Genomic DNA, 20,489 nt, shown 5'->3' on the forward strand with positions numbered 1-20,489 from the left:
TTTTTTGCCATATTAACCACGACCCCGGCAACCGATTTCCACGTCTCCCCTGCTCAATCGCACCGGCCAGACACGCAGGCGCTGTTGCGGAGACTCCAGGCACGTGCCGTCTTCAAGACGGAAGTGCTGCTTGTAAATGGGCGAGGCGACCACCAGTTCACCCTTGATATCGGCGATCAAACCGCGACCAATGACATTGGCCCCGGATTGCGGGTCGTGGTTGTCGATAGCGTAGAGGATCTTGCCTTGGGCATCTGGCAGATAAAACAGCGCCACTTGTGCGCCGTCGAGCCACACCACGACCCCGGAGTTGATGACCAGATCCTGCTCGCTGCACACCGATTGCCAGACCGCGTCTTGTTCAGACGCCAGAGTGTCATGGGTGCGCAGGGTATTTAATGGGTTCATCAGACAAGCTCCTCGCGGACCGGGATAAGGTTGAGTTCACTGGCCATGATTGGGCGCCGCTGCCCTCGTTCCTCGACAAAGTGGATGTCGGGGTCCGGGCGCTTGTCGTTGACGAACGTACGGAAGCGCTTGAGCTTTTCCGGACTTTTGAGCGCGTTGGCCCATTCGCATTCATAGCGGCTGACCACCAGTTGCATCTGCGATTCGAGTTCTTCGCCCAGCCCCAGACTGTCGTTGATGATGACCTCCTTGAGGTAGTCCAGGCCGCCCTCCAGGCTTTCACGCCAAACCGATGTGCGCTGCAGTTTGTCGGCCGTGCGGATGTAGAACATCAGGAAGCGGTCGATGTAGCGGATCAGGGTCGCATCGTCGAGGTCGGTAGCAAACAGCTCGGCGTGGCGCGGGCGCATGCCGCCGTTGCCGCACACATAGAGATTCCAGCCCTTCTCGGTAGCGATCACGCCAACGTCTTTACTCTGCGCCTCGGCACATTCGCGAGTGCAGCCGGACACGGCGAACTTTAGCTTGTGCGGCGAACGCAATCCTTTGTAACGATCCTCAATCAATAGCGCCATTTTCACACTGTCCTGAACGCCGTAACGGCACCAGGTGCTGCCAACGCATGATTTGACGGTCCGCGTCGATTTACCGTACGCGTGACCGGTTTCGAAGCCTGCCTCAATCAGCTCCGCCCAGATGTCCGGCAGTTGATGCAATTGCGCGCCGAACAGGTCGATTCGCTGACCACCGGTGATCTTGGTGTAGAGCTCGTATTTTTTCGCGACCACTCCAATCGCGATCAGCTTGTCGGCTGTGATTTCACCCCCGGCAATTCGCGGCACGACTGAATAGGTACCATTTTTCTGCATGTTGGCCATGAAGGTGTCGTTGGTGTCCTGAAGTGGCACCAGCGATGGGTCCATGATGGGCTGGTTCCAGCACGAGGCGAGAATCGAGCCCACGGCCGGCTTGCAGACATCACACCCGGTGTGACCGCTGCCGTGCTTGGCCAATAGCTCTTCGAAGGTGATCACCCCTTCCACCCGCACCAGCGCATAGAGTTCCTGGCGGGTGTAGGCAAAGTGTTCGCACAGACTTTTGTCGACACTGACGCCACGCGCGGTCAACTCGTGCTCGAAGACTTGCTTGAGCAAACCGGCACATCCTCCGCAGCCCGTACAGGCCTTGGTTTTCGACTTGAGTTGGGCCAGATCGGTGCAACCGCCATCGATGGCTGAGCAGATCGAGCCTTTGGTGACGTTGTGACACGAACACACCGTGGCTGATTGGGGCAATGCGCCCGGCCCAAGTGTTGGCGCGCCCCCGGACAATGGCAGAATCAGGCTGGCCGGCTCCTTTGGCAGTGCAATCGCGTTCTGCATGTATTGCAGCAGCGTGTCGTAATAGCTGTTATCACCGACCAATACGGCGCCGAGTACCTGTTTACCCGTGGCATCCACCACCAGGCGTCGATAGCTGGCGGTGCTCTCGTCGATAAATTGAAAGCTGCGCGCGCCCGGAGTCATGCCGTGAGCATCGCCAATGGAGCCCACGTCGACGCCCAAAAGCTTGAGCTTGGTCGACATGTCAGCGCCCATGAACGGTTCAGCGATCTGCTTGCAGAGCCTGGCCGCCACACTGCGAGCCATTTGATACCCCGGCGCCACCAGGCCGAACAGGCTGCCGTTCCATGAGGCACATTCGCCAATGGCGTAGATGTCTGGATCGCTGCTACGGCACGCATCGTCGATGACCACCCCGCCGCGAGGCCCGATCTCCAGCGCGCATTGACGAGCCAGTGTGTCTTGCGCACGAATGCCGGCGGAGAAAACGATCAGGTCGGTTTCGAGGAATTCATCATTGGCGAAATTCATCCGGTAGCGGTATTGCTCGCCGGCGCTGATCGATTGTGTCGCGCGCGACAGGTGCACACCAACGCCCAGCTTCTCGATTTGCGCCTTGAGCGCCAGGCCGCCGTGCTCGTCCAGCTGCACAGGCATCAAGCGCGGAGCGAATTCGACAACGTGGGCTTCCAGGCCCAGGCTCTTCAGTGCATTGGCTGCCTCAAGCCCGAGAAGTCCTCCTCCCACGACCACACCACGTCGCGCGTTGGCGGCGGCGGCTCGAATCGAGTCCAGGTCTTCAAGCGTGCGGTACACCAGACGCGAGTCGTCCTGCGCGCCTTCGATTGATGGCACAAACGGGTACGAACCCGTTGCCAGGATCAGTTTGTCGTAAGTGACCGAGCCTTGGGCGGTAATCACCTCGTGGCGGGCGCGGTCGATCTCAAGGACCGGCACGCCCAGATGCAACGTGATACCCGGGGTCTGGTAAAGCGCGGCATCACTGAGGGCCAGCGACTCAGCATCCCGCCCCGTGAAGTACTCGGAAAGATGCACACGGTCGTAGGCACGTACCGGCTCCTCGCTGAAGACGTGCACCCAATAATGATTAAGGGCGCCGCGCTCAATCAACTGCTCGACACAGTGATGTCCGACCATGCCATTACCGATCACGATCAGCGTCTGCAACTTGTTCAACGTGGCAACAATGGAGTTCATAAATAGCACCCGGCCAAAGCCCGTCACGGAAAAAAAGCAAAAAAAAACGCCTGAAACCTTTCGGTTCCAGGCGTCTTTGCCTGTTCGTTTGCGGCGTTAAAACCGGACGTCTCTGCCCGATCCACCGCTGCTGCCCACGACCTGTGCGGCCAATCGGTCGTCGTTGACCGTGAGGGCTGCCCATTCGAATGTTCTCGCGATGGACCTGATCAACGTAATGCAGCGTTTGTGCCAGATCTTGACGACGCCCTTAGCGCGGGCTTAAACCGGGGCACACACGTTCAACAAGGCCGGTGCGCTGCCATCCCATAGTGCAGCGAATGCCCCTGCGGCCTTATTAAAGTGCACGAAATGTCGTTAAAACTCGCCATTATGGACAACGCCACCCGCCTGATCCGAAGTCACCCGCTCTTGTGTTTTGGGGTCACGCAACGTCCATAGCAGATAGACACCCACCAACCCGGCAGTGGCCAGTGCCAACATGCCTGCCCGGGGGTCTACAAACCAGATTTCCATATTGGCTTTGAGCATCGGTGCGACGAAGCCACCGATGTTTCCCATCGAACCAATCAGCGCAATGCCGCCTGCTGCGGCGACCCCTCCGAGGTAGCCGGTCGGCAGTGTCCAGAACAGAGGTTGAACGGTCACGAACCCAGCCGCCGCGAAACAGAAAGCCAGCAACACCGGCGCGAAACTATTGAGCAATGCCGAGGCTGCAATACCCAAAGCCGCCATGGCGAGCATGCACATTGCCAGCTTCAGATGCGCCCCATGACGGTCCGCCAGTCGAGTCACATAAAACATGGCGACAGCGGCGCACAGCCATGGCAGTGAAATGAACATCCCCACTTCCAAGCCGACTTTGGTGCCCAGCAGTTCTGCAATCCGGGTCGGCAGGTAAAAGATCACGCCGTACACGCTGACCTGAACGCTAAAATAGATCAGGATAAATTTCAGCACGCGCTTGTTGCGAACCAGGTCAAGCAGGCTGCTCGGCCCATGGGCCAGTTTGAGTTTGTCTTCAGCCTTAAGCTCCTGACTCAACGCGGCCTTCTCTTCTGGAGTAAGCCAGTTGGCATCTTGCGGATTATTCTTGAGGTAAAACAGCGCAATGATGCCGACGACAACAGCCGCCAAGCCTTCAACCAGAAACATCCATTGCCAGTTAGTCAGATTGAAGATGCCGTGCATTTCCAGCAACCAGCCAGACAGCGGACTGCCAACCATCAAGGCCAACGGCAGCCCGAAATAGTAAATCCCGATTGCCTGACCGCGACGTTGCGCCGGAAACCAGTAGGTCAGGTAGAGAATCACACCCGGGGAAAACCCCGCTTCCGCCACACCCAGCAGAAAACGCAGCACGTAAAACGTTGTTTCGTCGTGCGTGAACATCATGGCCGCCGACACCAGCCCCCAGGTAATCATGATCCGGCTGAGCCAGACTCTTGCGCCCAGTCGGTGCAACAGCAAGTTGCTGGGAACTTCGAAAATTGCATAACCGATAAAGAAAATGCCTGCGCCCAACGCGAAGGCAGCATTGCTCAAACCGATATCGGCTTGCAGTGCTGCCTTGGCGAAGCCGACGTTGGAACGGTCTATCATGGCCAGGGCGAACATCAATGCGAGGAACGGTAGCAACTTCCATCGACATTTGACGAGGGCGCTTTCGATAACGGCTTCGTGCTCCGATCTTATAGTTTGGGTCATCATTTTTTGTGCCTTGTTATTAGATGTCCAGCGACCACTGTGGTGTATCTGCCCAGAACTTCTGGCAGGACAATCAGAGGGGAGATTGACCTGCCACCAGACCACGAGCGATCAGGTTGCCTATCAGTGCACGCAGGCCAAACGTCCAGGGAGTGGCTTCATTGCTGTAGGTGACTCGGTTGTGAAGCGTGCCCAGTAAAGGACTGCTGATGCTGACACTATCCCCCGGTTTATGGGTGAAACCACTGCCCCGCTCTTCACGATCCTGCGTCGGGGCAAACAAAGTGCCGAGGAACAGCAGGAAGCCATCCGGGTACTGGTGTTCGCTGCCCACCGTTTGAGCGACCAATTCCAGCGGATCACGACTGATCTGCTCCATCGAGCTGCTGCCGCGCATGATAAAACCGTCATCGCCTTCAACGACCAGGTCGACCACGCAACGACGCACATCATCCAGCGTAAAACTTTCATCGAACAGACGAATGAACGGGCCGATCGCGCACGACGCGTTGTTATCCTTGGCTTTGCTCAGCAGGAGTGCGCTTCGGCCTTCAAAGTCACGCAAGTTGACATCGTTGCCCAAGGTTGCGCCGTGTATCTGACCTCGGCTGTTCACCGCCAGCACGATTTCCGGCTCCGGGTTGTTCCATTTCGACTTGGGATGAATGCCCACCTCGCTACCGCTACCGACAGAAGCAAGGACCGGGGCCTTGGTGAAGATCTCGGCATCAGGGCCGATACCGACTTCCAGGTATTGCGACCACAGTCCCTGTTCGATCAGCACGGCCTTCAGCCGGGCCGCCTCGGTCGAGCCTGGTTTTATCGAACGCAGGTTATCGCCTATCGCTGCCTTGACGAGGCCTCGTATGCTCTCGGCCTTCGCAGCATCGCCGCCCGCCTGCTCTTCAATCACCCTTTCGATCATGCTGGCGGCGAACGTCACGCCAGCGGCCTTGATCACCTGCAAGTCAGCCGGCGGCAACAACCAGGCTTTGGCAGGATCCGAGCCCGGCCCCGTATTGGCCAGTAATGCGTCAAGGCTCCCGATGAATTGTCCGCGAGTACTACGAACGGCCTCAAGGGGTGAGGCGCTCTCCAGCAGATCGCTCAACGTCGGGAAAGACTGGGACAAATCAAACACGCCATCGGCGCGCAGTACCACCGGCGAGGGGCCAGCTGTTTCCCCGGGCACCCAGGCACGACCGATCAGGGTGCCTTCCACTCCGTCAATCGGGAGGGTGTTATTACAGGTCAATTTCAAAAGGGGCATAGAGAGATCCAGATCAATTCGATGACGACCTGGCGAAACTAGTGAACTTGTTTGATAAATCCCAATGACATATTTTCAGTGTTTGATATCGTTTCGTTATCAGTCCGAAAGAGTGCCTCATGGTGAACGACGAGATTTCATACGCCAGTGTCAGCAAATGGCTGAAGATCAAGCACTTGATGTTGGTCGATACGCTGGCCAGGACCCGCAACATGCACACCACTGCAGAGTTGATGAACCTGACTCAGCCCGCCATCAGCAAGATGTTGCGCGACATCGAGCTGCTGCTCGGGTTTGCCTTGTTCGAAAGGCAAACCCGCAGCATGGCCTTGACTGAACTGGGCGAGTTCGTTGTCCGCTATGCCCGGATAACGCTCGACGACACACAGTCATTTGTCGACCAGCTGAACAAGTTGCGCAATGGTGGGCATGGTCATTTGAAAGTCGGCGCGATATTCGCCGCGACGTCTGTGGTGCTGCCCGAGGCTATCACCCTGATCAAGCTGGATCGCCCCCTGCTCTCCATCGAAGTGATTGAGCAAACCAGCAATCAACTGCTGGAGATGCTCGAACATAAAAAGCTCGATTTGATCATTGCCCGTTTCACGGATGATCGTTATCAGCACCCGTTCGACTTTCGTGCGCTCGGGCCTGAGCCCTTTTGCCTGGTTGTCAACAGCCGTCATCCTCTTGCGCAGTTCGACGAGGTGGCGACCGAGCAACTCGTCGACTGGCCTTGGGTCATGTACCCGTTTAATGCCCCCATACGTCGCCGCATGGAAAGTGCCTTCACCGAATTCAATATGCGTACGCCCACCAACACCGTCGAAACCATCTCGATGCCCACTTTCCTGCAATTGCTTCAGTCCGGCCCGATGCTCGCCCTGCTGCCTGAGTCCATGGTCCAGTCGCAGGTTCGGAGTGGCTTGCTCAAGGTGCTCAACACGCCGTTCAAGGTCGAACCGCAGGACTACGGCGTCATCACGCGTAAGGACGAGCCACTCACCGAAGCGGCCCGGGAATTTGTCGACACCTTGCTGGAATTCGCCCGGATACGCCGGGAATCCATCGGCCACTGAAGATAAGATTCCAGGCCAACCAACGCTGTTTGATGAGGAAAGGTTATCGACCAATCCAAAGGTCTCATTGGGCAACCACCTGCGCAGGCTCTTATAGTGCAGCGACAAAGGTATGGCGCGGCATGTTTGCCAGCGACCCTCCACGCTTCATAGCCAGTGAGTTTTCGATGGAATTGATTATGAAAACCGGTGCAGCCGCGGTCCTGCGCCTTAACCCCCTGGACGATGTGCTCATCGCCCGTCGGCCGTTGATAATCGGGGAGGCGCTCCACCAGGAAGGTGTGACGGTGCGCCAGCCGATTCCTGCCGGCCACAAGATCGCTGCACGCCGTGTCGAAGCCGGCCAGCCCTTGCGCCGTTACGGGCAGATCATCGGTTTTTCGACCGGCGTCATCGAGGCCGGGGACCACGTTCATGTACACAACCTGACCATGGGCGACTTCGCCCGTGACTATGCCTTCAGCGTTGACGTAAAACCGGAACAGCCCTTGATCGACGAACCTGTGTTCATGGGGATCGTGCGTCCGGATGGACGCGTGGCCACACGCAACTACATCGGCATCCTGACGTCGGTCAATTGTTCGGCCACGGTCGCTCGCGCCATCGCCGACCATTTCCGTCGGGACATCAACCCGGGTGCATTAGCGGCCTACCCTAACGTCGACGGCGTGGTCGCTCTCACTCACTCCGCGGGGTGCGCCGTAGATCCCGCGGGCGAAGGGCTGGCGTTGTTGCGTCGGACATTGGCCGGTTATGCCACCCATGCCAACTTCGCCTCCGTGCTGGTGATCGGGCTGGGCTGCGAAACCAACCAGATTGAAGGGCTGCTCAGCACTCAGGGGCTGAGCCGAAGCAACACCCTGCGTACGTTCAGTATTCAGGACAGTGGAGGGACCTCCAAAGCGGTCGCCAGTGGCATCGATCAGGTCAAGACTTTGCTCAAGGATGCCAATCAGGTCACACGCGAACCCGTGAGTGCCAGGCACCTGATTATGGGTCTGCAATGTGGCGGCTCGGACGGTTACTCCGGTATCACCGCCAACCCTGCATTGGGCAATGCCGTGGACCGCCTCGTCGCCTGTGGCGGTACGGCAATCCTTTCTGAAACCCCTGAAATCTATGGGGCCGAACACTTGCTGACCCGTCGGGCGGTCAATCGTGCAGTGGGCGAAAAACTCATCGCCCGGATCCATTGGTGGGAGGCGTATTGCGAACGCATGGGCGCCGAACTCAACAACAACCCTTCGGCCGGCAACAAGGTCGGCGGGCTGACCACCATCCTGGAGAAGTCACTGGGCGCTGTCGCCAAAGCAGGGTCCAGCAACCTGGTGGATGTCTATGAGTATGCCCAGAGGATTAACGCCAAAGGTCTGGTATTCATGGACACGCCTGGCTACGACCCGGTATCAGCCACTGGCCAGGTCGCCGGTGGCGCCAATCTGATCGCATTCACCACAGGACGTGGCTCTGCCTACGGTTGCGCCCCTACCCCGTCAATCAAACTGGCCACCAATACCGCCTTGTGGAACCGCCAGCGCGAAGACATGGACATCAATTGCGGCGAGATCGCCGAAGACACGATGACCATCGAAGAATGCGGGGCTGCCATCTTCAAACTCATGCTGCGCATCGCCTCGGGCGAGCGGAGCATGAGCGAGCAGCACGGGTATGGTCAGAACGAATTTGTGCCATGGCAGATCGGCGCTGTCACCTGAACTGACGGCCCCTGCTTCCTCCCCCAGTGCCCTGACATCCCCCGCAACGGGGATTCGAACATCCTTTCCGGAGTCAAAAATGTCCACGATTATTGGCCACAACTACATCGGTGGTGAGCGTAGCGCTGCCAGCCAAATCATCATCAAGAGTGTCGACGCCAGCAATGGCGAGGCCTTGCCCCATGTTTTCTACCAGGCCACCCCGGAAGAGGTCGACGCCGCCGCGGAGGCTGCCGCTGGCGCATACCCGGCCTATCGCAATCTGAGTGCCGAACGTCGTGCGCAGTTTCTGGACGCCATCGCCGATGAACTGGACGCACTTGGCGATGACTTCGTCGCCGTGGTATGCCGCGAAACCGCGCTGCCCGCCCCGCGCATTCAAGGCGAGCGCGGTCGCACCAGCGGCCAGATGCGTTTGTTCGCCAAGGTCCTGCGTCGAGGCGATTTCTACGGCGCACGGATCGATCACGCCTTACCCGAGCGTCAGCCGCTGCCACGCCCGGACCTGCGCCAGTACCGGATCGGCCTCGGTCCGGTGGCGGTGTTTGGTGCGAGCAACTTTCCGTTGGCCTTCTCCACGGCGGGCGGCGATACGGCGTCTGCGTTGGCCGCCGGCTGCCCGGTGGTGTTCAAGGCGCACAGCGGCCACATGGCCACCGCTGAATGGGTCGCCGATGCGATCATTCGTGCCGCGGAAAAAACCGGCATGCCGGCGGGCGTCTTCAACATGATCTATGGCGGCGGCGTCGGCGAAGCGCTGGTCAAGCACCCGGCGATCCAGGCCGTGGGGTTCACCGGCTCACTCAAGGGCGGGCGCGCGTTGTGTGACATGGCGGCCGCCCGAGCGCAGCCCATCCCGGTGTTCGCCGAGATGTCGAGCATCAACCCGGTGATCGTGTTGCCGCAGGCCCTTGAGGCGCGGGCGGATACCGTCGCCCGCGACCTGACGGCGTCGGTGGTACAGGGCTGTGGTCAGTTCTGTACCAATCCAGGGCTGGTGATCGGCATTCATTCGCCGCAGTTCAGCGCGTTCGTGCAGCAGGTAGCGGCGTTGATCGCTGATCAGCCGGCGCAAACCATGCTCAATGCCGGGACGTTGAGCAGTTATGGCAAAGGTCTGCAAAAACTGCTCGCGCATCCTGGCATCAAACATCTGGCCGGCAACCCGCAACAGGGCAATCAAGCGCAACCGCAATTGTTCAAAGCGGATGCGTGCCTGTTGATTGATGGCGATGAAGTCTTGCAGGAAGAAGTGTTCGGCCCGACCACGGTGTTCGTCGAAGTGGCGGATCAGGCGCAGCTCAGCGCCGCGTTGAATGGCCTGCACGGGCAACTCACGGCGACCCTCATTGGTGAACCGGCGGACTTCGAACAGTTCGGCGAACTGACAGCGCTGCTGGAGCAGAAGGTCGGGCGAATCCTGCTCAACGGTTATCCGACGGGCGTGGAAGTCTGCGATTCGATGGTCCATGGCGGACCGTATCCGGCGACGTCCGATGCCCGCGGCACGTCAGTGGGCACCTTGGCCATTGACCGTTTCTTGCGCCCGGTGTGCTTCCAGAACTTCCCGGACGCCTTGCTGCCCGATGCCTTGAAAGAGGCCAACCCGCTGGGTATCTCTCGCTTGGTGAATGGCCAGGCCACTCGCGACAGGCAGTAACACCGTCATCAACGAGGAGCCCCTCACAGGCTCCTCTGTACCGGCCAGGTTACCCCTTTGCATATTCCTTGAGGTAACCCAACAGCTTGCTGACGGCAGCGGACATCGGGCGGGACTGACGTGTCAGAAGGCCGATGTTGACCATGGAGATCGGTAACTCCACCGGCAGTATCGCTACCATCCCATAGCGCAGGTAATGCTCTGCGACATCGTTAGGCACCACGGCGATCATGTCCGACGCCTCGATCATCGAGGTAGTGGCCAGAATCGACGCCGTTTCGACGATATCCAGTGCCTGGACCATGCCCCCGGCCTTCAGCGCACTTTCCACCCGGCGGCGCATCGGGCTACCGATGGGATGCAGGATCCAGGTCATACAGACCAGGTCGGCCAAGCGCAACTTTTTGGCCGTGGCCAGCGCGTGGCCGGGCCTTGCGATGACGCGCATCTGCTCGCCGTTTTCAAACAGTTGAACCTCCAACCCCTGACTGTCGATCTGGTCCGGGAGTCGCCCTAATACCACGTCGAAATCGCCGCGAATCAGCGCCGGCAGCAGCGTGTCACTGGTCCCGACTTCAATGCAGATGCGTACCTTCGGGTTATCGGCCTTGAATGCCAATACACCCCGGGTCAACAACTTACGCACCGGCCCCATCACCGTGCCGATGCGTACCAGCCCCGATGCTCCGCGCGCCAGTTCAGCGAGCTGTACTTCGGCGTGCTCGAAATCGTGAATCGCACCTCGGGCATAGCGAATCATCACGTCGCCATAAAGCGTCGGCTCCATACCTCTTGGCAGGCGCTCAAACAGCTTGGTGTCGAGGCGCTCCTCCAATTGTTGCAACAACAGGCTCGCGGCCGGCTGTGTCGTGTGCATCGCCGCGGCGGCGCGACGCAGGTTGCGGAACTCGCCCAGGGCATTGAGCAGTGCAATCTGGCGACTGGAGATCTTCAGCGGACTGAAGGATTTCGCCGGCGCCGGGCTGTCGGTCGTTGGGACTTTAGGCTGGTCTGACATATCAATCTTGATATCTATCTATACGATTCGACAATTATACCTATATCGCTTTCGACCTTACAGTCGAGCTCCCAGTGGTCACCCATAAAAAGAGTTCTCCATGACTATCCGAATCACCCACCTGAGCGTTCGCGACATCCGTTTCCCGACTTCCCGGTCTCTTGATGGTTCCGATGCCATGAACAGTGCGCCAGACTATTCGGCGTCCTACGTGGTGCTGCACACCGATTCGCCACAAGGCCTGGAAGGCCATGGCCTGACCTTCACCATCGGCCGAGGCAATGAAATCTGCGTGGCCGCCGTGCAATCGCTGACACCACTGATTGTCGGCTTGACGCTGGAAGAGATCACCGCCGACATGGGCCGTTTCTGGCACAACATCACCGTGGGTGACAGCCAACTGCGCTGGCTAGGCCCGGAAAAGGGCGTGATTCACCTGGCCACCGCCGCCATCGTCAACGCCGTGTGGGACCTGTGGGCCAAGACCGAGGCGAAGCCCGTGTGGAAACTGCTGGCGGACATGACGCCCGAGCAACTCGTCGCCTGTCTCGACTTCAGTTATGTAACCGACGCCATCACCCCGGAAGAAGCCATCGCCCTGCTTCGTCGCCAAGCCCCTGGCAAAGCCAAGCGTGAAGCCCAGATGTTGCGCGAAGGCTATCCGGGCTACACCACGGCGCCAGGCTGGCTGGGTTACTCGGAAGAGAAAATGCGCCGACTGGCCCGCGAAGCCGTGGCCGATGGCTGGACCCACTTCAAACAGAAAATCGGCGCCAACCTCGAAGACGATCTGCGCCGCGCCGCGATCCTGCGCGAAGAAATCGGCTGGGAACGGACCCTGATGATGGACGCCAACCAGGTCTGGAGTGTTGATGAGTCTGTGGCGAACATGCGTCGCCTGGCCGCTTTCGACCCGTGGTGGATCGAAGAGCCGACCAGCCCGGATGATATTCTCGGCCACGCGACTATCCGCCAGCGGATCGCACCCATTGGCGTCGCTACGGGTGAACATTGCCATAACCGAGTGATGTTCAAGCAAATGTTCCAGGCCCGGGCACTGGACTTCTGCCAATTGGACGCAGCACGCCTGGGTGGGCTTAATGAGGTACTGATCGTCTTGCTGATGGCCGCCAAGTTCGATGTACCTGTGTGCCCGCATGGCGGCGGCGTCGGCTTGTGCGAGTACGTGCAGAACATCTCACTGTTCGATTACATCGCGGTATCCGGCTCGCTGCAGAATCGCGTGCTGGAATACGTCGATCACCTGCACGAGCACTTCCTGGAACCCGTGGTGATTCGCAACGGCCGCTACATGCCGCCACAACGCCCCGGCTACAGCATCGAAATGACGGCCGAAACCCTGGAACGCTACCAGTATCCTAGCGGCCCGGTGTGGATTGATCTTGCCCAGTCCTGACCACTAAGCCGCACCTTCCGTTCGCGCAACGGCACAGTAGCGCCCTTTTGTATCGGGCGCCCTGACTCGCGCACTTGCCTCCATTAGGACTATAAAAATGACAATCCTAACCACCACTGCGGTCGCCGAGGCGCCTGCGATCTGTAATGAACATCGCTTGACCAACCTGCTGTTGCGCAAACTGATGCCGCTGCTGGTCGTGGTCTATGTCATGAGCTTTCTCGACCGGACCAACATTGCCTTGGCCAAAGCCAGCATGGGCATCGACCTTGGGTTATCTGCTGCGGCTTACGGGCTGGGCGCGGGGTTGTTCTTCCTGACCTACGCACTGTTCGAAGTGCCCAGCAACCTGATCATGCAAAAGGTCGGCGCGCGATTCTGGATCACTCGCATCATGATCACCTGGGGCCTGCTCTCGACGGGCATGGCGTTCGTCCAGGGTGAAACCTCGTTCTATGTCATGCGCCTATTGCTGGGCGTCGCTGAAGCGGGGCTGTTTCCGGGTGTCATGCTGTACCTGACCTACTGGTTCAACCGTGAACAACGCGCTCGTGCCACCGGGTATTTTCTGCTCGGCGTGTGCGTGGCCAATATTCTCAGCGGCCCGTTGGGCGGGGCACTGTTGCAACTCGATGGCTGGCTTGGCTGGCAGGGATGGCAGTGGTTGTTCGTACTGGAAGGTCTGCCAGCGGTAGCGCTGGCTTACGTGGTGTGGAAGAAATTGCCCGACGGCCCCTCCTCCGCGTCCTGGCTATCGGCGGCTGACGCCCGGGAAATCGAAGAACGCTTGAATGCCGAGAAAGACGCCGCCCCACAACAAACCCGTCTCAGCCAGATGCTGCGCGATAAACAGATCTGGCTGGCGATCGCCGTCTACTTCGTGCATCAGATCACCATCTACACCGTGATTTTCTTCCTGCCCGGCATCATCGGCACTTACGGTGCATTGTCGCCACTGCAAATCGGCCTTCTGACGTCCGTGCCGTGGATTGCAGCCGCCATCGGTGCTGCCACTCTTCCGCGCCTGGCCACTTCGCCCCAGCGGTGCCGAAGCATTCTGTTCTTTGGCTTGCTGACCATGTCTGCCGGACTGCTTCTGGCCTCCTTCTCAAATTCATACGTCGGCCTGATCGGTTTTTCGCTGACGGCACTGATGTTGTTCGTCGTGCAATCAATCATCTTTGTCTTCCCTTCCAGCCGCTTGAGCGGAACCGCGCTGGCAGGTGGCCTGGCGTTTGTCACCACCTGCGGTTTGCTGGGCGGCTTCGTCGGTCCGTCAGTGATGGGGTTGATCGAACAAACCACGGGTAGCACTCGCAATGGTTTGCTGGTGATCGCCGCCTTACTGGTGGTTGCGGCCCTGATTGCCACCCGCTTGCGACAGGGTCAAGAGAAAACCGGCGCCTGAGCGATCAGGGAATTGGCGACCGCCTGGTCCGCCTCGGCGGCGGCCGGGCGCACAACAAAAACGCCACTCTAAATAGAGTGGCGTTTTAGCGGGTCTGGAGAGGGAAAAGAAATCTGGTGTCAGCCCCGAGTTCTCAGCCCAGCAGCAACCGAGGTATTGAACTCAGGAGGAAAAAGCTTCCGAACCCGCAGGCTGCTTGTACCGATGCGGTTGCTGCCAGGCAAGTTGCGCCTGTACATGTGCGACGGCATCCAGGACTTTTTGCGCCCAGTTCTCATCCTGCGGATCCACCACAACCACGCGGAAACCATGGTCATGCCCCTCACTGCGCACGCCCTCGGAGTCATCGACATGCAGGTCGATATTGAATGCGGGAGGATATTTCGAGGGAGTGTTCGCTAGCCCATGTGCTGTCAGGGCACGATTATGCAGCACACTGTTGACCACACCATCGACGCGGATGCCATACAGCATGAGCCAACGCTGAATGTAGGAAGGCGTTCGACCGGACGAGGTATAGACCCAGATACTGCAACCCTGACGGCGCAGCTCACGCGTAAGGGAGCGTGTTCCCATGCGCAACGGCTCGCCCAGCCAACGGTGAACGCAGGCCGGCAGCCGGCTGTGCTCGACGGCGCTGTGGTCAAGCTGACAAGCCAATGTGTCATCGATATCGAACGAAATACGGATACGCGGACGCTGGACCGAGATCAATGGGATGGCTTGCCACACTCGGCCGATCACGTTCCGGCATTTTGACAGCGCTGGATACTCGCTCATCAACGGCCTCCCTGAACAATGGCTAGCGGCGTTTCGTCCAGGAAAAACTTCTTCGGATCAGGCGCCTGTTCTTCCAGGAAGGCTGCATACTTTTTCTTGATCTTGGGTAATTCGTACAGTGCCTTGACGCCATGCTTGGCGGAATTGCGTATCACCGATGACGGGTTGAAGTAGCCCTCGGCGTTTTCCAGCGTCAGCACGAACGGCGGCAAGCCCGCGCGCATGAGCAAATAGCTGACGATCAGCGACCCGCTGCGGTTGTTACCTTCAATGAACAATTGCGGCTTGCTGAGAATGCGCACGTACACGCCGGCCGCGCGCTTCCACACGGACTCGCTGCGATACGCGCAATACCAGTTGTACAAATCCTTGATTCCTCCCTCGACATTGTTGAAGAAGTGCTCCTCGGTTGCCGCAAGGTGCTGAGCGTATTCTTGCCGTCGCGCCGGGTCTTTGCCGCATAGAACGGTGGCATTGATCTCCAGCATCAGGTTCAGTTGCTGAAGATCGAACAGATCGACGCCACGTGCGACATAGTCATCAATCAGCGCATAGCCTTCGAGCACGTTCTGCAACACCTCGTCGGTCAAGGGATCACGCGGCTCGGTAAAGTGCCGGCTGAGCTCGGCAAAACGGCCCTGCACCTTGCGCAATGCTCGTTCTATCGCGGGTAAATCAAGACGACGCGTTGCAGACATTGGCGATCCTGCGAATCCGTAAAATAAGAAACTAAAACGAGACGTGTGCCGCTTAGCTGAATTTGCCGCTGATGTAATCCTCGGTCATTTGTTCACGCGGGCTGCCGAAGATCTGGGCGGTCGGGCCCATTTCAACCAGGTAGCCGGTGCGCGTGCCCTGGGAAATATCCACCGAGAAAAAGGCTGTCGTGTCGGCCACGCGGATGGCCTGCTGCATATTGTGAGTCACCAGGGCGATGGTGTAGTCCTTCTTCAACTCGACCATCAACTCTTCAACCCGGCGAGTGGCGATCGGGTCAAGCGCCGAACACGGCTCATCCAGCAACAGCACTTCCGGTTCGGTAGCAATGGCGCGGGCGATACACAGCCGTTGCTGCTGACCGCCAGAGAGCGACAGCCCGCTGACCTTGAGCTTGTCCTTGACCTCATCCCACAATGCAGCGCCCTGCAAGGCGTGCTTGACGCGGTCGCCCAGGTCACCCTTATAGCGATTTAGGCGCAGGCCGAAGGCAACGTTGTCAAAGATGCTCATCGAGAACGGATTCGGCTGTTGGAACACCATGCCGATATAGCGGCGTACGACCACGGGATCAACGCCCTTGCCGTACACGTCCTGCCCCAGAAAATGCACATGGCCTTCGAAACGGAACCCTTTGACCAAGTCGTTCATTCGGTTAAGGCTGCGCAGCACGGTGCTTTTACCGCAGCCCGACGGACCGATGAACCCTGTGATTTTGTTTTTTTCAATCGGCACATGGCTGTCACGTACCGCCATGAAGTTGCCGTAGAAAATCTTGTCGAGCTTGCAGTCCATGACCACAGGCGTCTTGGTAACAAACGGAGCGGCTATTTGCGCAGTTGATACGTTCAAAATTCAGGTGCTCCCGTTCTCAATACTTGGGCTTGCCGAAAATACGGCTCAAAATATTCACGACCAGCACGATCATCACCAGCACCAGCGAGGCCGCCCATGCGAGCTCCAGCTGGTTGTCGAAGGGCATGCCGGAGAAGTTGTAAATCAGCACCGCAAGCGATGCCGTCGGATTCATCACCGCCAGGCTGCCGTCGTGGTAGATCCAGTAGTTGCTGAACAGCGCGGTAAACAACAGCGGCGCGGTTTCGCCCGCAGCGCGTGCCACGGCCAGCATCACGCCTGTGAGGATCGCTGGCATGCCGGTCGGCAAGATGATTTTCCAGATCACCTGCGAGCGCGTGCAGCCCATGCCGTAGGCGGCATCCTTCATAATCTTGGGCACCATCCTCATCGACTCTTCAGCCGTCAGCACAACGATGGGCAGCATCAGTACCGCCAGTGCCACGCCACCTGCGGGCGCCGAGTAAGTACCGGTGGTCATCACTACCAGGGCGTAGGCAAACACCCCGGCCAGGATGGAAGGCAGCCCCGTAAGCATCTTGGCGGCAAAGCGCGCGGTGTTTGCCAGCTTGCTGTCGGGCCCGAGTTCAGCCAGGAAGATGGCGGCCATGATGCCGACCGGAACCGCGATGGCGGCGGCGATACCGACCATCACGAAGGTGCCTGCCATCGCGTTGCCGAAGCCACCGCCCGTCTCGAAACCGGTGGGCGGCAATTCGGTGAACACCTCAAGGCTCAGGCGTGCCCCGCCCCGCATGATCAGCATATAGAGCACGGAAATCAGCGGGACGCTGGCCAGCACCGCACCGGTCCAGACCAGCGTGGTCAACACCAGGCTGCGCAGGGCGCGGCCTTCGAACTTGCGCTGCAGGCTCGGCACGGCGGTGATAGGGGACGTGAGGTCAGTCATTATTTGTTACCCCGCTGGGCGTAGAGCATGATCATGGAACCGAGAACGTTCACCAGCAGGGTGATGAACATCAGCACCAGTGCGGCGTACATCAACACCTCGATCTCGTTGGGCCCGGCCTCGGGAAAGTTCAGCGCCAACAAGGCGGCCAGCGTGTTGGCCGGAGCAAACAGAGAAAGCGAAATGTTGTTCGCGTTGCCCACCAGCATGGCCAGCGCCATGGTTTCACCCAGCGCGCGACCCAGGCCGAGGACCAGGGATCCGAAAATGCCGGTGGCGGCGGATGGCACCATCACCTTGAGAATCGCTTCCCAATGGGTGGTACCCATGCCGTAGGCCGCCTGTTTGGTTTTCATCGGTACGCCTGTCAAGGCGTCCTGCGAAACGGCAGCGATGGTTGGCAGAATCATGATGGCCAGTACCAACGCCGCCGGCAGCAGTCCCGGACCACTCAAGGACGTGCTGAAAAAAGGAATCCAACCCAGTTCGCTGTTCAACCACGCCGTAAGGGGGCGGATCGCCGGGATCACCACGTAAATCCCCCACAGGCCATAAACGACGCTGGGGATGGCCGCGAGTAATTCGACGATAGTGCGAAACACCGCTGCCAGTTTCGCCGGCAGGAAATCCTGGGTGAGGAAGATCGCCATGCTGACGCCGAAAACGCCTGCGATCAGCAACGCGATCAGGGCGCTGTAGAGCGTGCCCCAAATCGCCGGCAGAATGCCGTACTTGCCTTGGTTTACGTCCCAGACACTGCCGAAAATCACGTCAAAACCGTGTTTTTCCATGCCAGGAAGGGCCTTGCGTCCCACCTCGAAGACCAAGGCAAAGACCAACGCCAGAATCAGAACCACCCCTATTCGCGCAAGCGCACGGAAGGTGCGATCAACCAGGAAGTCCTTCGTGGAAGGCGGCTGGCAGGCCGAACCCGGGTTAACCGGTACGACAAAAGGTGTGTTCATTGGCTAATTCCGGTACAGGGGGAAAACTCCCCCGGCATGCTGAACTCGCACGCCGAGAGAGGCCTCACGAGCGTTACTGAATGTTGGCGGACGCTTTGCGAACCTGATCAACAACCGATTGCGGCAACGGGATGTAACCCATCGAATCGGCGATTTTCTGCCCCTCGGTCAGGCTGTATTCGACCATTTCGCGCATGGCCTTGGCCTTGGCCGGGTTACCGTTATCCTTGCGGAAGATCATCCAGGTGTAGGAAGTGATCGGGTAGGACTTGGCACCGTCCGGATCCGGCAGCCAGGCCACCAGGCTTTCCGGCATTTTCACCGCCGCCAGAGCCTCGGCACCGCTTTCGGCGTTCGGCACAACATAATGACCGGCCTTGTTCTGCAACTGGGCGAAGTCGACTTTGGCCAGCTTGGCGAAGCCGTATTCGATGTAGCCAATGGCGCCCGGGGTCTGGCGTACGGTGGCCGTTACGCCATCGTTTTTCGGCGATTTGATGAATTTGTCACTGGCTGGCCAGTTGACCGTGTTGCCTTCACCCAGCGCCTTTTGGAACTCCGGGTTGATCGTTGACAGGTGCTTGGTGAACACCGCAGTGGTACCGCTGGAGTCTGCGCGTACGACGACGGTGATCGGCGTATCAGTAAGCTTCAGGTCCGGGTTGGCGGCGGCGATCTGTGGGTCGTTCCACTTGGTGATCTTGCCCAGGAAGATATTGGAGTAAACATCCCGTGGCAGCTTCAGGCCCTTGGGGTTGCCTGGCAGGTTATAGGCCAGCACGATTTCGCCCGCCGTCATCGGCAGCAACTGCGCGCCTTCGGCAACTTTGGCAATGTCTTCGTCTTTCATCGCCGAATCACTGGCGGCGAAATCAACGGTTTTATTCAGGAAGTCCTGCACACCCGCGCCGCTGCCCTTGGATTGATAATCTACAGTGACACCTGCAGTTTTCTTGCTGAAATCCTTGAACCAGGTGAGGTAGATCGGTGCCGGGAAACTGGCGCCGGAACCGGTCAGACGAACGCTTTCCGCAGCAAAAGTCATCGAGCTGGCACAAAGAGAAACCGCAACGGCGAGTGCAGCAGACTTCATCAAGCTTTTCATTCAGGGAACTCCTTGTGATTTCGGGCTCCCGTACTCTGCAATAGGATTGTTACGCTTTTATGAAAATTGAATGGCAATGTGCGTTTAGCCCGCTTTTTGCCACAAAACGAAAAAAGACGCCGAAGCGTCTTCTAAAATTCCAGGCAAAAAAAAAGCCACTCTATTGAGTGGCTTTTTCTTTGTATTTGGAGCGGGAAACGAGACTCGAACTCGCGACCCCGACCTTGGCAAGGTCGTGCTCTACCAACTGAGCTATTCCCGCGTCTTGGTGTGGCGCATTCTATAGAATCCAGAAGCCCCGTCAACCCTTTGATTCAAAAAAGTTTTATTTCTTTTCAACCTCGGTCTTCAGATGCGGCCATGCAGCCCGCAAGTACTGGACCATCGACCACAACGTCAGTCCGGCTGATACCAACAGCAAGCCATAACCCACCAATACCCAGAAGGTGAAATCTGACGGATTGGCCAGCAGGATCACCAACGCCAGCATCTGCGCGGCGGTTTTCCACTTACCCAGGTTCGACACCGCCACATGAGCGCGGGCGCCGAGTTCGGCCATCCACTCACGCAGTGCCGACACGACAATTTCACGACCGATGATGACGGCGGCCGGCAGCGTAAGCCACAAGTTACCGTGTTCCTGCACCAGCAACACCAGCGCAACGGCGACCATCAGCTTGTCGGCAACCGGGTCGAGAAAAGCCCCGAACGGCGTGCTTTGCTCCAGACGGCGGGCCAGATAACCATCCAGCCAGTCCGTAGCGGCGGCAAATGCAAAGACCGAAGCGGACGCCATGTAGCTCCACTGGTACGGCAGGTAAAACAACAGAATGAAGATCGGGATGAGCAGGACGCGTAGAACGGTAATCAGATTAGGGATATTCATCGGCACAACTGGCTACGAGGTGAGGTGG

The 20,489-nt window shown here is 58.6% G+C and carries 17 protein-coding genes and 1 tRNA gene; 5 read left to right on the forward strand and 13 right to left on the reverse strand.

What is annotated here, in order from left to right:
* Positions 1-12 precede the first annotated feature (12 nt).
* The 4 genes from nirD to ACA063_RS15865 form a co-directional block, all read right to left on the reverse strand.
* Positions 13-408 (reverse strand): nitrite reductase small subunit NirD, encoded by a 396-nt coding sequence (nirD, locus tag ACA063_RS15850; protein ID WP_497662398.1) that lies wholly within the window; start codon positions 406-408, stop codon positions 13-15.
* Positions 408-2,969 carry a nitrite reductase large subunit NirB gene (gene nirB, locus ACA063_RS15855; protein ID WP_497662399.1) on the reverse strand — a complete coding sequence of 854 codons (2,562 nt, stop codon included), beginning with the start codon at positions 2,967-2,969 and terminating at the stop codon, positions 408-410. The genes nirD and nirB overlap by 1 nt, the downstream gene beginning before the upstream one ends.
* Before the next feature lie 357 nt (positions 2,970-3,326).
* Positions 3,327-4,679, reverse strand: coding sequence for an MFS transporter (locus ACA063_RS15860; RefSeq protein ID WP_497662400.1), 1,353 nt, complete (start codon positions 4,677-4,679; stop codon positions 3,327-3,329).
* Between the two features lie 70 nt (positions 4,680-4,749).
* Positions 4,750-5,946 (reverse strand): fumarylacetoacetate hydrolase family protein, encoded by a 1,197-nt coding sequence (locus tag ACA063_RS15865; protein ID WP_497662401.1) that lies wholly within the window; start codon positions 5,944-5,946, stop codon positions 4,750-4,752.
* Between the two features lie 119 nt (positions 5,947-6,065).
* Between ACA063_RS15865 and ACA063_RS15870 the strand changes: the two genes are divergently transcribed.
* The 3 genes from ACA063_RS15870 (at position 6,066) to ACA063_RS15880 (ending at position 10,400) form a co-directional block, all read left to right on the forward strand.
* Positions 6,066-7,025: a LysR family transcriptional regulator gene (locus ACA063_RS15870; protein WP_497662402.1), complete on the forward strand. Its 960-nt coding sequence runs from the start codon at positions 6,066-6,068 to the stop codon at positions 7,023-7,025.
* A 167-nt stretch (positions 7,026-7,192) separates the two neighbouring features.
* Positions 7,193-8,740 carry a UxaA family hydrolase gene (locus tag ACA063_RS15875; RefSeq protein WP_497662403.1) on the forward strand — a complete coding sequence of 516 codons (1,548 nt, stop codon included), beginning with the start codon at positions 7,193-7,195 and terminating at the stop codon, positions 8,738-8,740.
* Between the two features lie 79 nt (positions 8,741-8,819).
* Positions 8,820-10,400: an aldehyde dehydrogenase (NADP(+)) gene (locus ACA063_RS15880; RefSeq protein WP_497662404.1), complete on the forward strand. Its 1,581-nt coding sequence runs from the start codon at positions 8,820-8,822 to the stop codon at positions 10,398-10,400.
* A 49-nt stretch (positions 10,401-10,449) separates the two neighbouring features.
* Here the strand turns inward: ACA063_RS15880 and ACA063_RS15885 are convergent, their stop codons facing one another.
* Positions 10,450-11,418 (reverse strand): LysR family transcriptional regulator, encoded by a 969-nt coding sequence (locus tag ACA063_RS15885; RefSeq protein WP_497662405.1) that lies wholly within the window; start codon positions 11,416-11,418, stop codon positions 10,450-10,452.
* Positions 11,419-11,518: 100 nt separating this feature from the next.
* Here ACA063_RS15885 and ACA063_RS15890 point away from each other — a divergent pair, with 100 nt between their 5' ends.
* Together ACA063_RS15890 and ACA063_RS15895 are read left to right on the forward strand one after the other, a co-directional pair.
* Positions 11,519-12,835 (forward strand): L-fuconate dehydratase, encoded by a 1,317-nt coding sequence (locus ACA063_RS15890; RefSeq protein WP_497662406.1) that lies wholly within the window; start codon positions 11,519-11,521, stop codon positions 12,833-12,835.
* Positions 12,836-12,932: 97 nt separating this feature from the next.
* A complete protein-coding gene (locus ACA063_RS15895) occupies positions 12,933-14,243 on the forward strand; it encodes an MFS transporter (RefSeq protein ID WP_497662407.1) in 1,311 nt (436 codons plus the stop codon).
* A 162-nt stretch (positions 14,244-14,405) separates the two neighbouring features.
* Here ACA063_RS15895 and ACA063_RS15900 read toward each other — a convergent pair whose 3' ends face one another.
* The 8 genes from ACA063_RS15900 to pgsA all read right to left on the reverse strand — a co-directional run bounded on the left by ACA063_RS15900 (position 14,406) and on the right by pgsA (position 20,461).
* On the reverse strand, positions 14,406-15,023 hold the full coding sequence (locus ACA063_RS15900; RefSeq protein WP_497662408.1) for a hypothetical protein: 618 nt from the start codon (positions 15,021-15,023) through the stop codon (positions 14,406-14,408).
* On the reverse strand, positions 15,023-15,721 hold the full coding sequence (locus ACA063_RS15905; protein ID WP_194692064.1) for a hypothetical protein: 699 nt from the start codon (positions 15,719-15,721) through the stop codon (positions 15,023-15,025). The genes ACA063_RS15900 and ACA063_RS15905 overlap by 1 nt, the downstream gene beginning before the upstream one ends.
* 52 nt (positions 15,722-15,773) lie before the next feature.
* A complete protein-coding gene (pstB, locus tag ACA063_RS15910; protein ID WP_218171024.1) occupies positions 15,774-16,535 on the reverse strand; it encodes a phosphate ABC transporter ATP-binding protein PstB in 762 nt (253 codons plus the stop codon).
* A gap of 76 nt (positions 16,536-16,611) precedes the next feature.
* Positions 16,612-17,505, reverse strand: a complete 894-nt coding sequence (gene pstA / locus ACA063_RS15915; protein ID WP_162436546.1) for a phosphate ABC transporter permease PstA — start codon at positions 17,503-17,505, stop codon at positions 16,612-16,614.
* Positions 17,505-18,470, reverse strand: coding sequence for a phosphate ABC transporter permease subunit PstC (gene pstC / locus ACA063_RS15920; protein ID WP_162436547.1), 966 nt, complete (start codon positions 18,468-18,470; stop codon positions 17,505-17,507). Before pstC ends, pstA begins: the two co-directional genes overlap by 1 nt.
* A 73-nt stretch (positions 18,471-18,543) precedes the next feature.
* Positions 18,544-19,575 carry a phosphate ABC transporter substrate-binding protein PstS gene (gene pstS, locus ACA063_RS15925; protein ID WP_194692063.1) on the reverse strand — a complete coding sequence of 344 codons (1,032 nt, stop codon included), beginning with the start codon at positions 19,573-19,575 and terminating at the stop codon, positions 18,544-18,546.
* Between the two features lie 186 nt (positions 19,576-19,761).
* Positions 19,762-19,837, reverse strand: a tRNA-Gly gene (locus ACA063_RS15930).
* A gap of 63 nt (positions 19,838-19,900) precedes the next feature.
* Positions 19,901-20,461 carry a CDP-diacylglycerol--glycerol-3-phosphate 3-phosphatidyltransferase gene (pgsA, locus tag ACA063_RS15935; protein ID WP_497662409.1) on the reverse strand — a complete coding sequence of 187 codons (561 nt, stop codon included), beginning with the start codon at positions 20,459-20,461 and terminating at the stop codon, positions 19,901-19,903.
* Between the last annotated feature and the right edge of the window lie 28 nt (positions 20,462-20,489).

Source organism: Pseudomonas sp. LBUM1643 (assembly GCF_059716215.1).

Bases quoted from the DNA above. Each gene is read 5' to 3' on its own strand.
- pstB (WP_218171024.1), bottom strand. From the start codon at position 16,535: ATGGACTGCAAGCTCGACAAGATTTTCTACGGCAACTTCATGGCGGTA.
- pstA (WP_162436546.1), bottom strand. From the start codon at position 17,505: ATGACTGACCTCACGTCCCCTATCACCGCCGTGCCGAGCCTGCAGCGC.
- pgsA (WP_497662409.1), bottom strand. From the start codon at position 20,461: ATGAATATCCCTAATCTGATTACCGTTCTACGCGTCCTGCTCATCCCG.
- ACA063_RS15880 (WP_497662404.1), top strand. From the start codon at position 8,820: ATGTCCACGATTATTGGCCACAACTACATCGGTGGTGAGCGTAGCGCT.
- ACA063_RS15895 (WP_497662407.1), top strand. From the start codon at position 12,933: ATGACAATCCTAACCACCACTGCGGTCGCCGAGGCGCCTGCGATCTGT.
- nirB (WP_497662399.1), bottom strand. From the start codon at position 2,969: ATGAACTCCATTGTTGCCACGTTGAACAAGTTGCAGACGCTGATCGTG.
- ACA063_RS15860 (WP_497662400.1), bottom strand. From the start codon at position 4,679: ATGATGACCCAAACTATAAGATCGGAGCACGAAGCCGTTATCGAAAGC.
- ACA063_RS15870 (WP_497662402.1), top strand. From the start codon at position 6,066: ATGGTGAACGACGAGATTTCATACGCCAGTGTCAGCAAATGGCTGAAG.
- ACA063_RS15890 (WP_497662406.1), top strand. From the start codon at position 11,519: ATGACTATCCGAATCACCCACCTGAGCGTTCGCGACATCCGTTTCCCG.
- ACA063_RS15885 (WP_497662405.1), bottom strand. From the start codon at position 11,418: ATGTCAGACCAGCCTAAAGTCCCAACGACCGACAGCCCGGCGCCGGCG.
- pstS (WP_194692063.1), bottom strand. From the start codon at position 19,575: ATGAAAAGCTTGATGAAGTCTGCTGCACTCGCCGTTGCGGTTTCTCTT.
- ACA063_RS15900 (WP_497662408.1), bottom strand. From the start codon at position 15,023: ATGAGCGAGTATCCAGCGCTGTCAAAATGCCGGAACGTGATCGGCCGA.
- nirD (WP_497662398.1), bottom strand. From the start codon at position 408: ATGAACCCATTAAATACCCTGCGCACCCATGACACTCTGGCGTCTGAA.
- ACA063_RS15905 (WP_194692064.1), bottom strand. From the start codon at position 15,721: ATGTCTGCAACGCGTCGTCTTGATTTACCCGCGATAGAACGAGCATTG.
- ACA063_RS15875 (WP_497662403.1), top strand. From the start codon at position 7,193: ATGGAATTGATTATGAAAACCGGTGCAGCCGCGGTCCTGCGCCTTAAC.
- ACA063_RS15865 (WP_497662401.1), bottom strand. From the start codon at position 5,946: ATGCCCCTTTTGAAATTGACCTGTAATAACACCCTCCCGATTGACGGA.
- pstC (WP_162436547.1), bottom strand. From the start codon at position 18,470: ATGAACACACCTTTTGTCGTACCGGTTAACCCGGGTTCGGCCTGCCAG.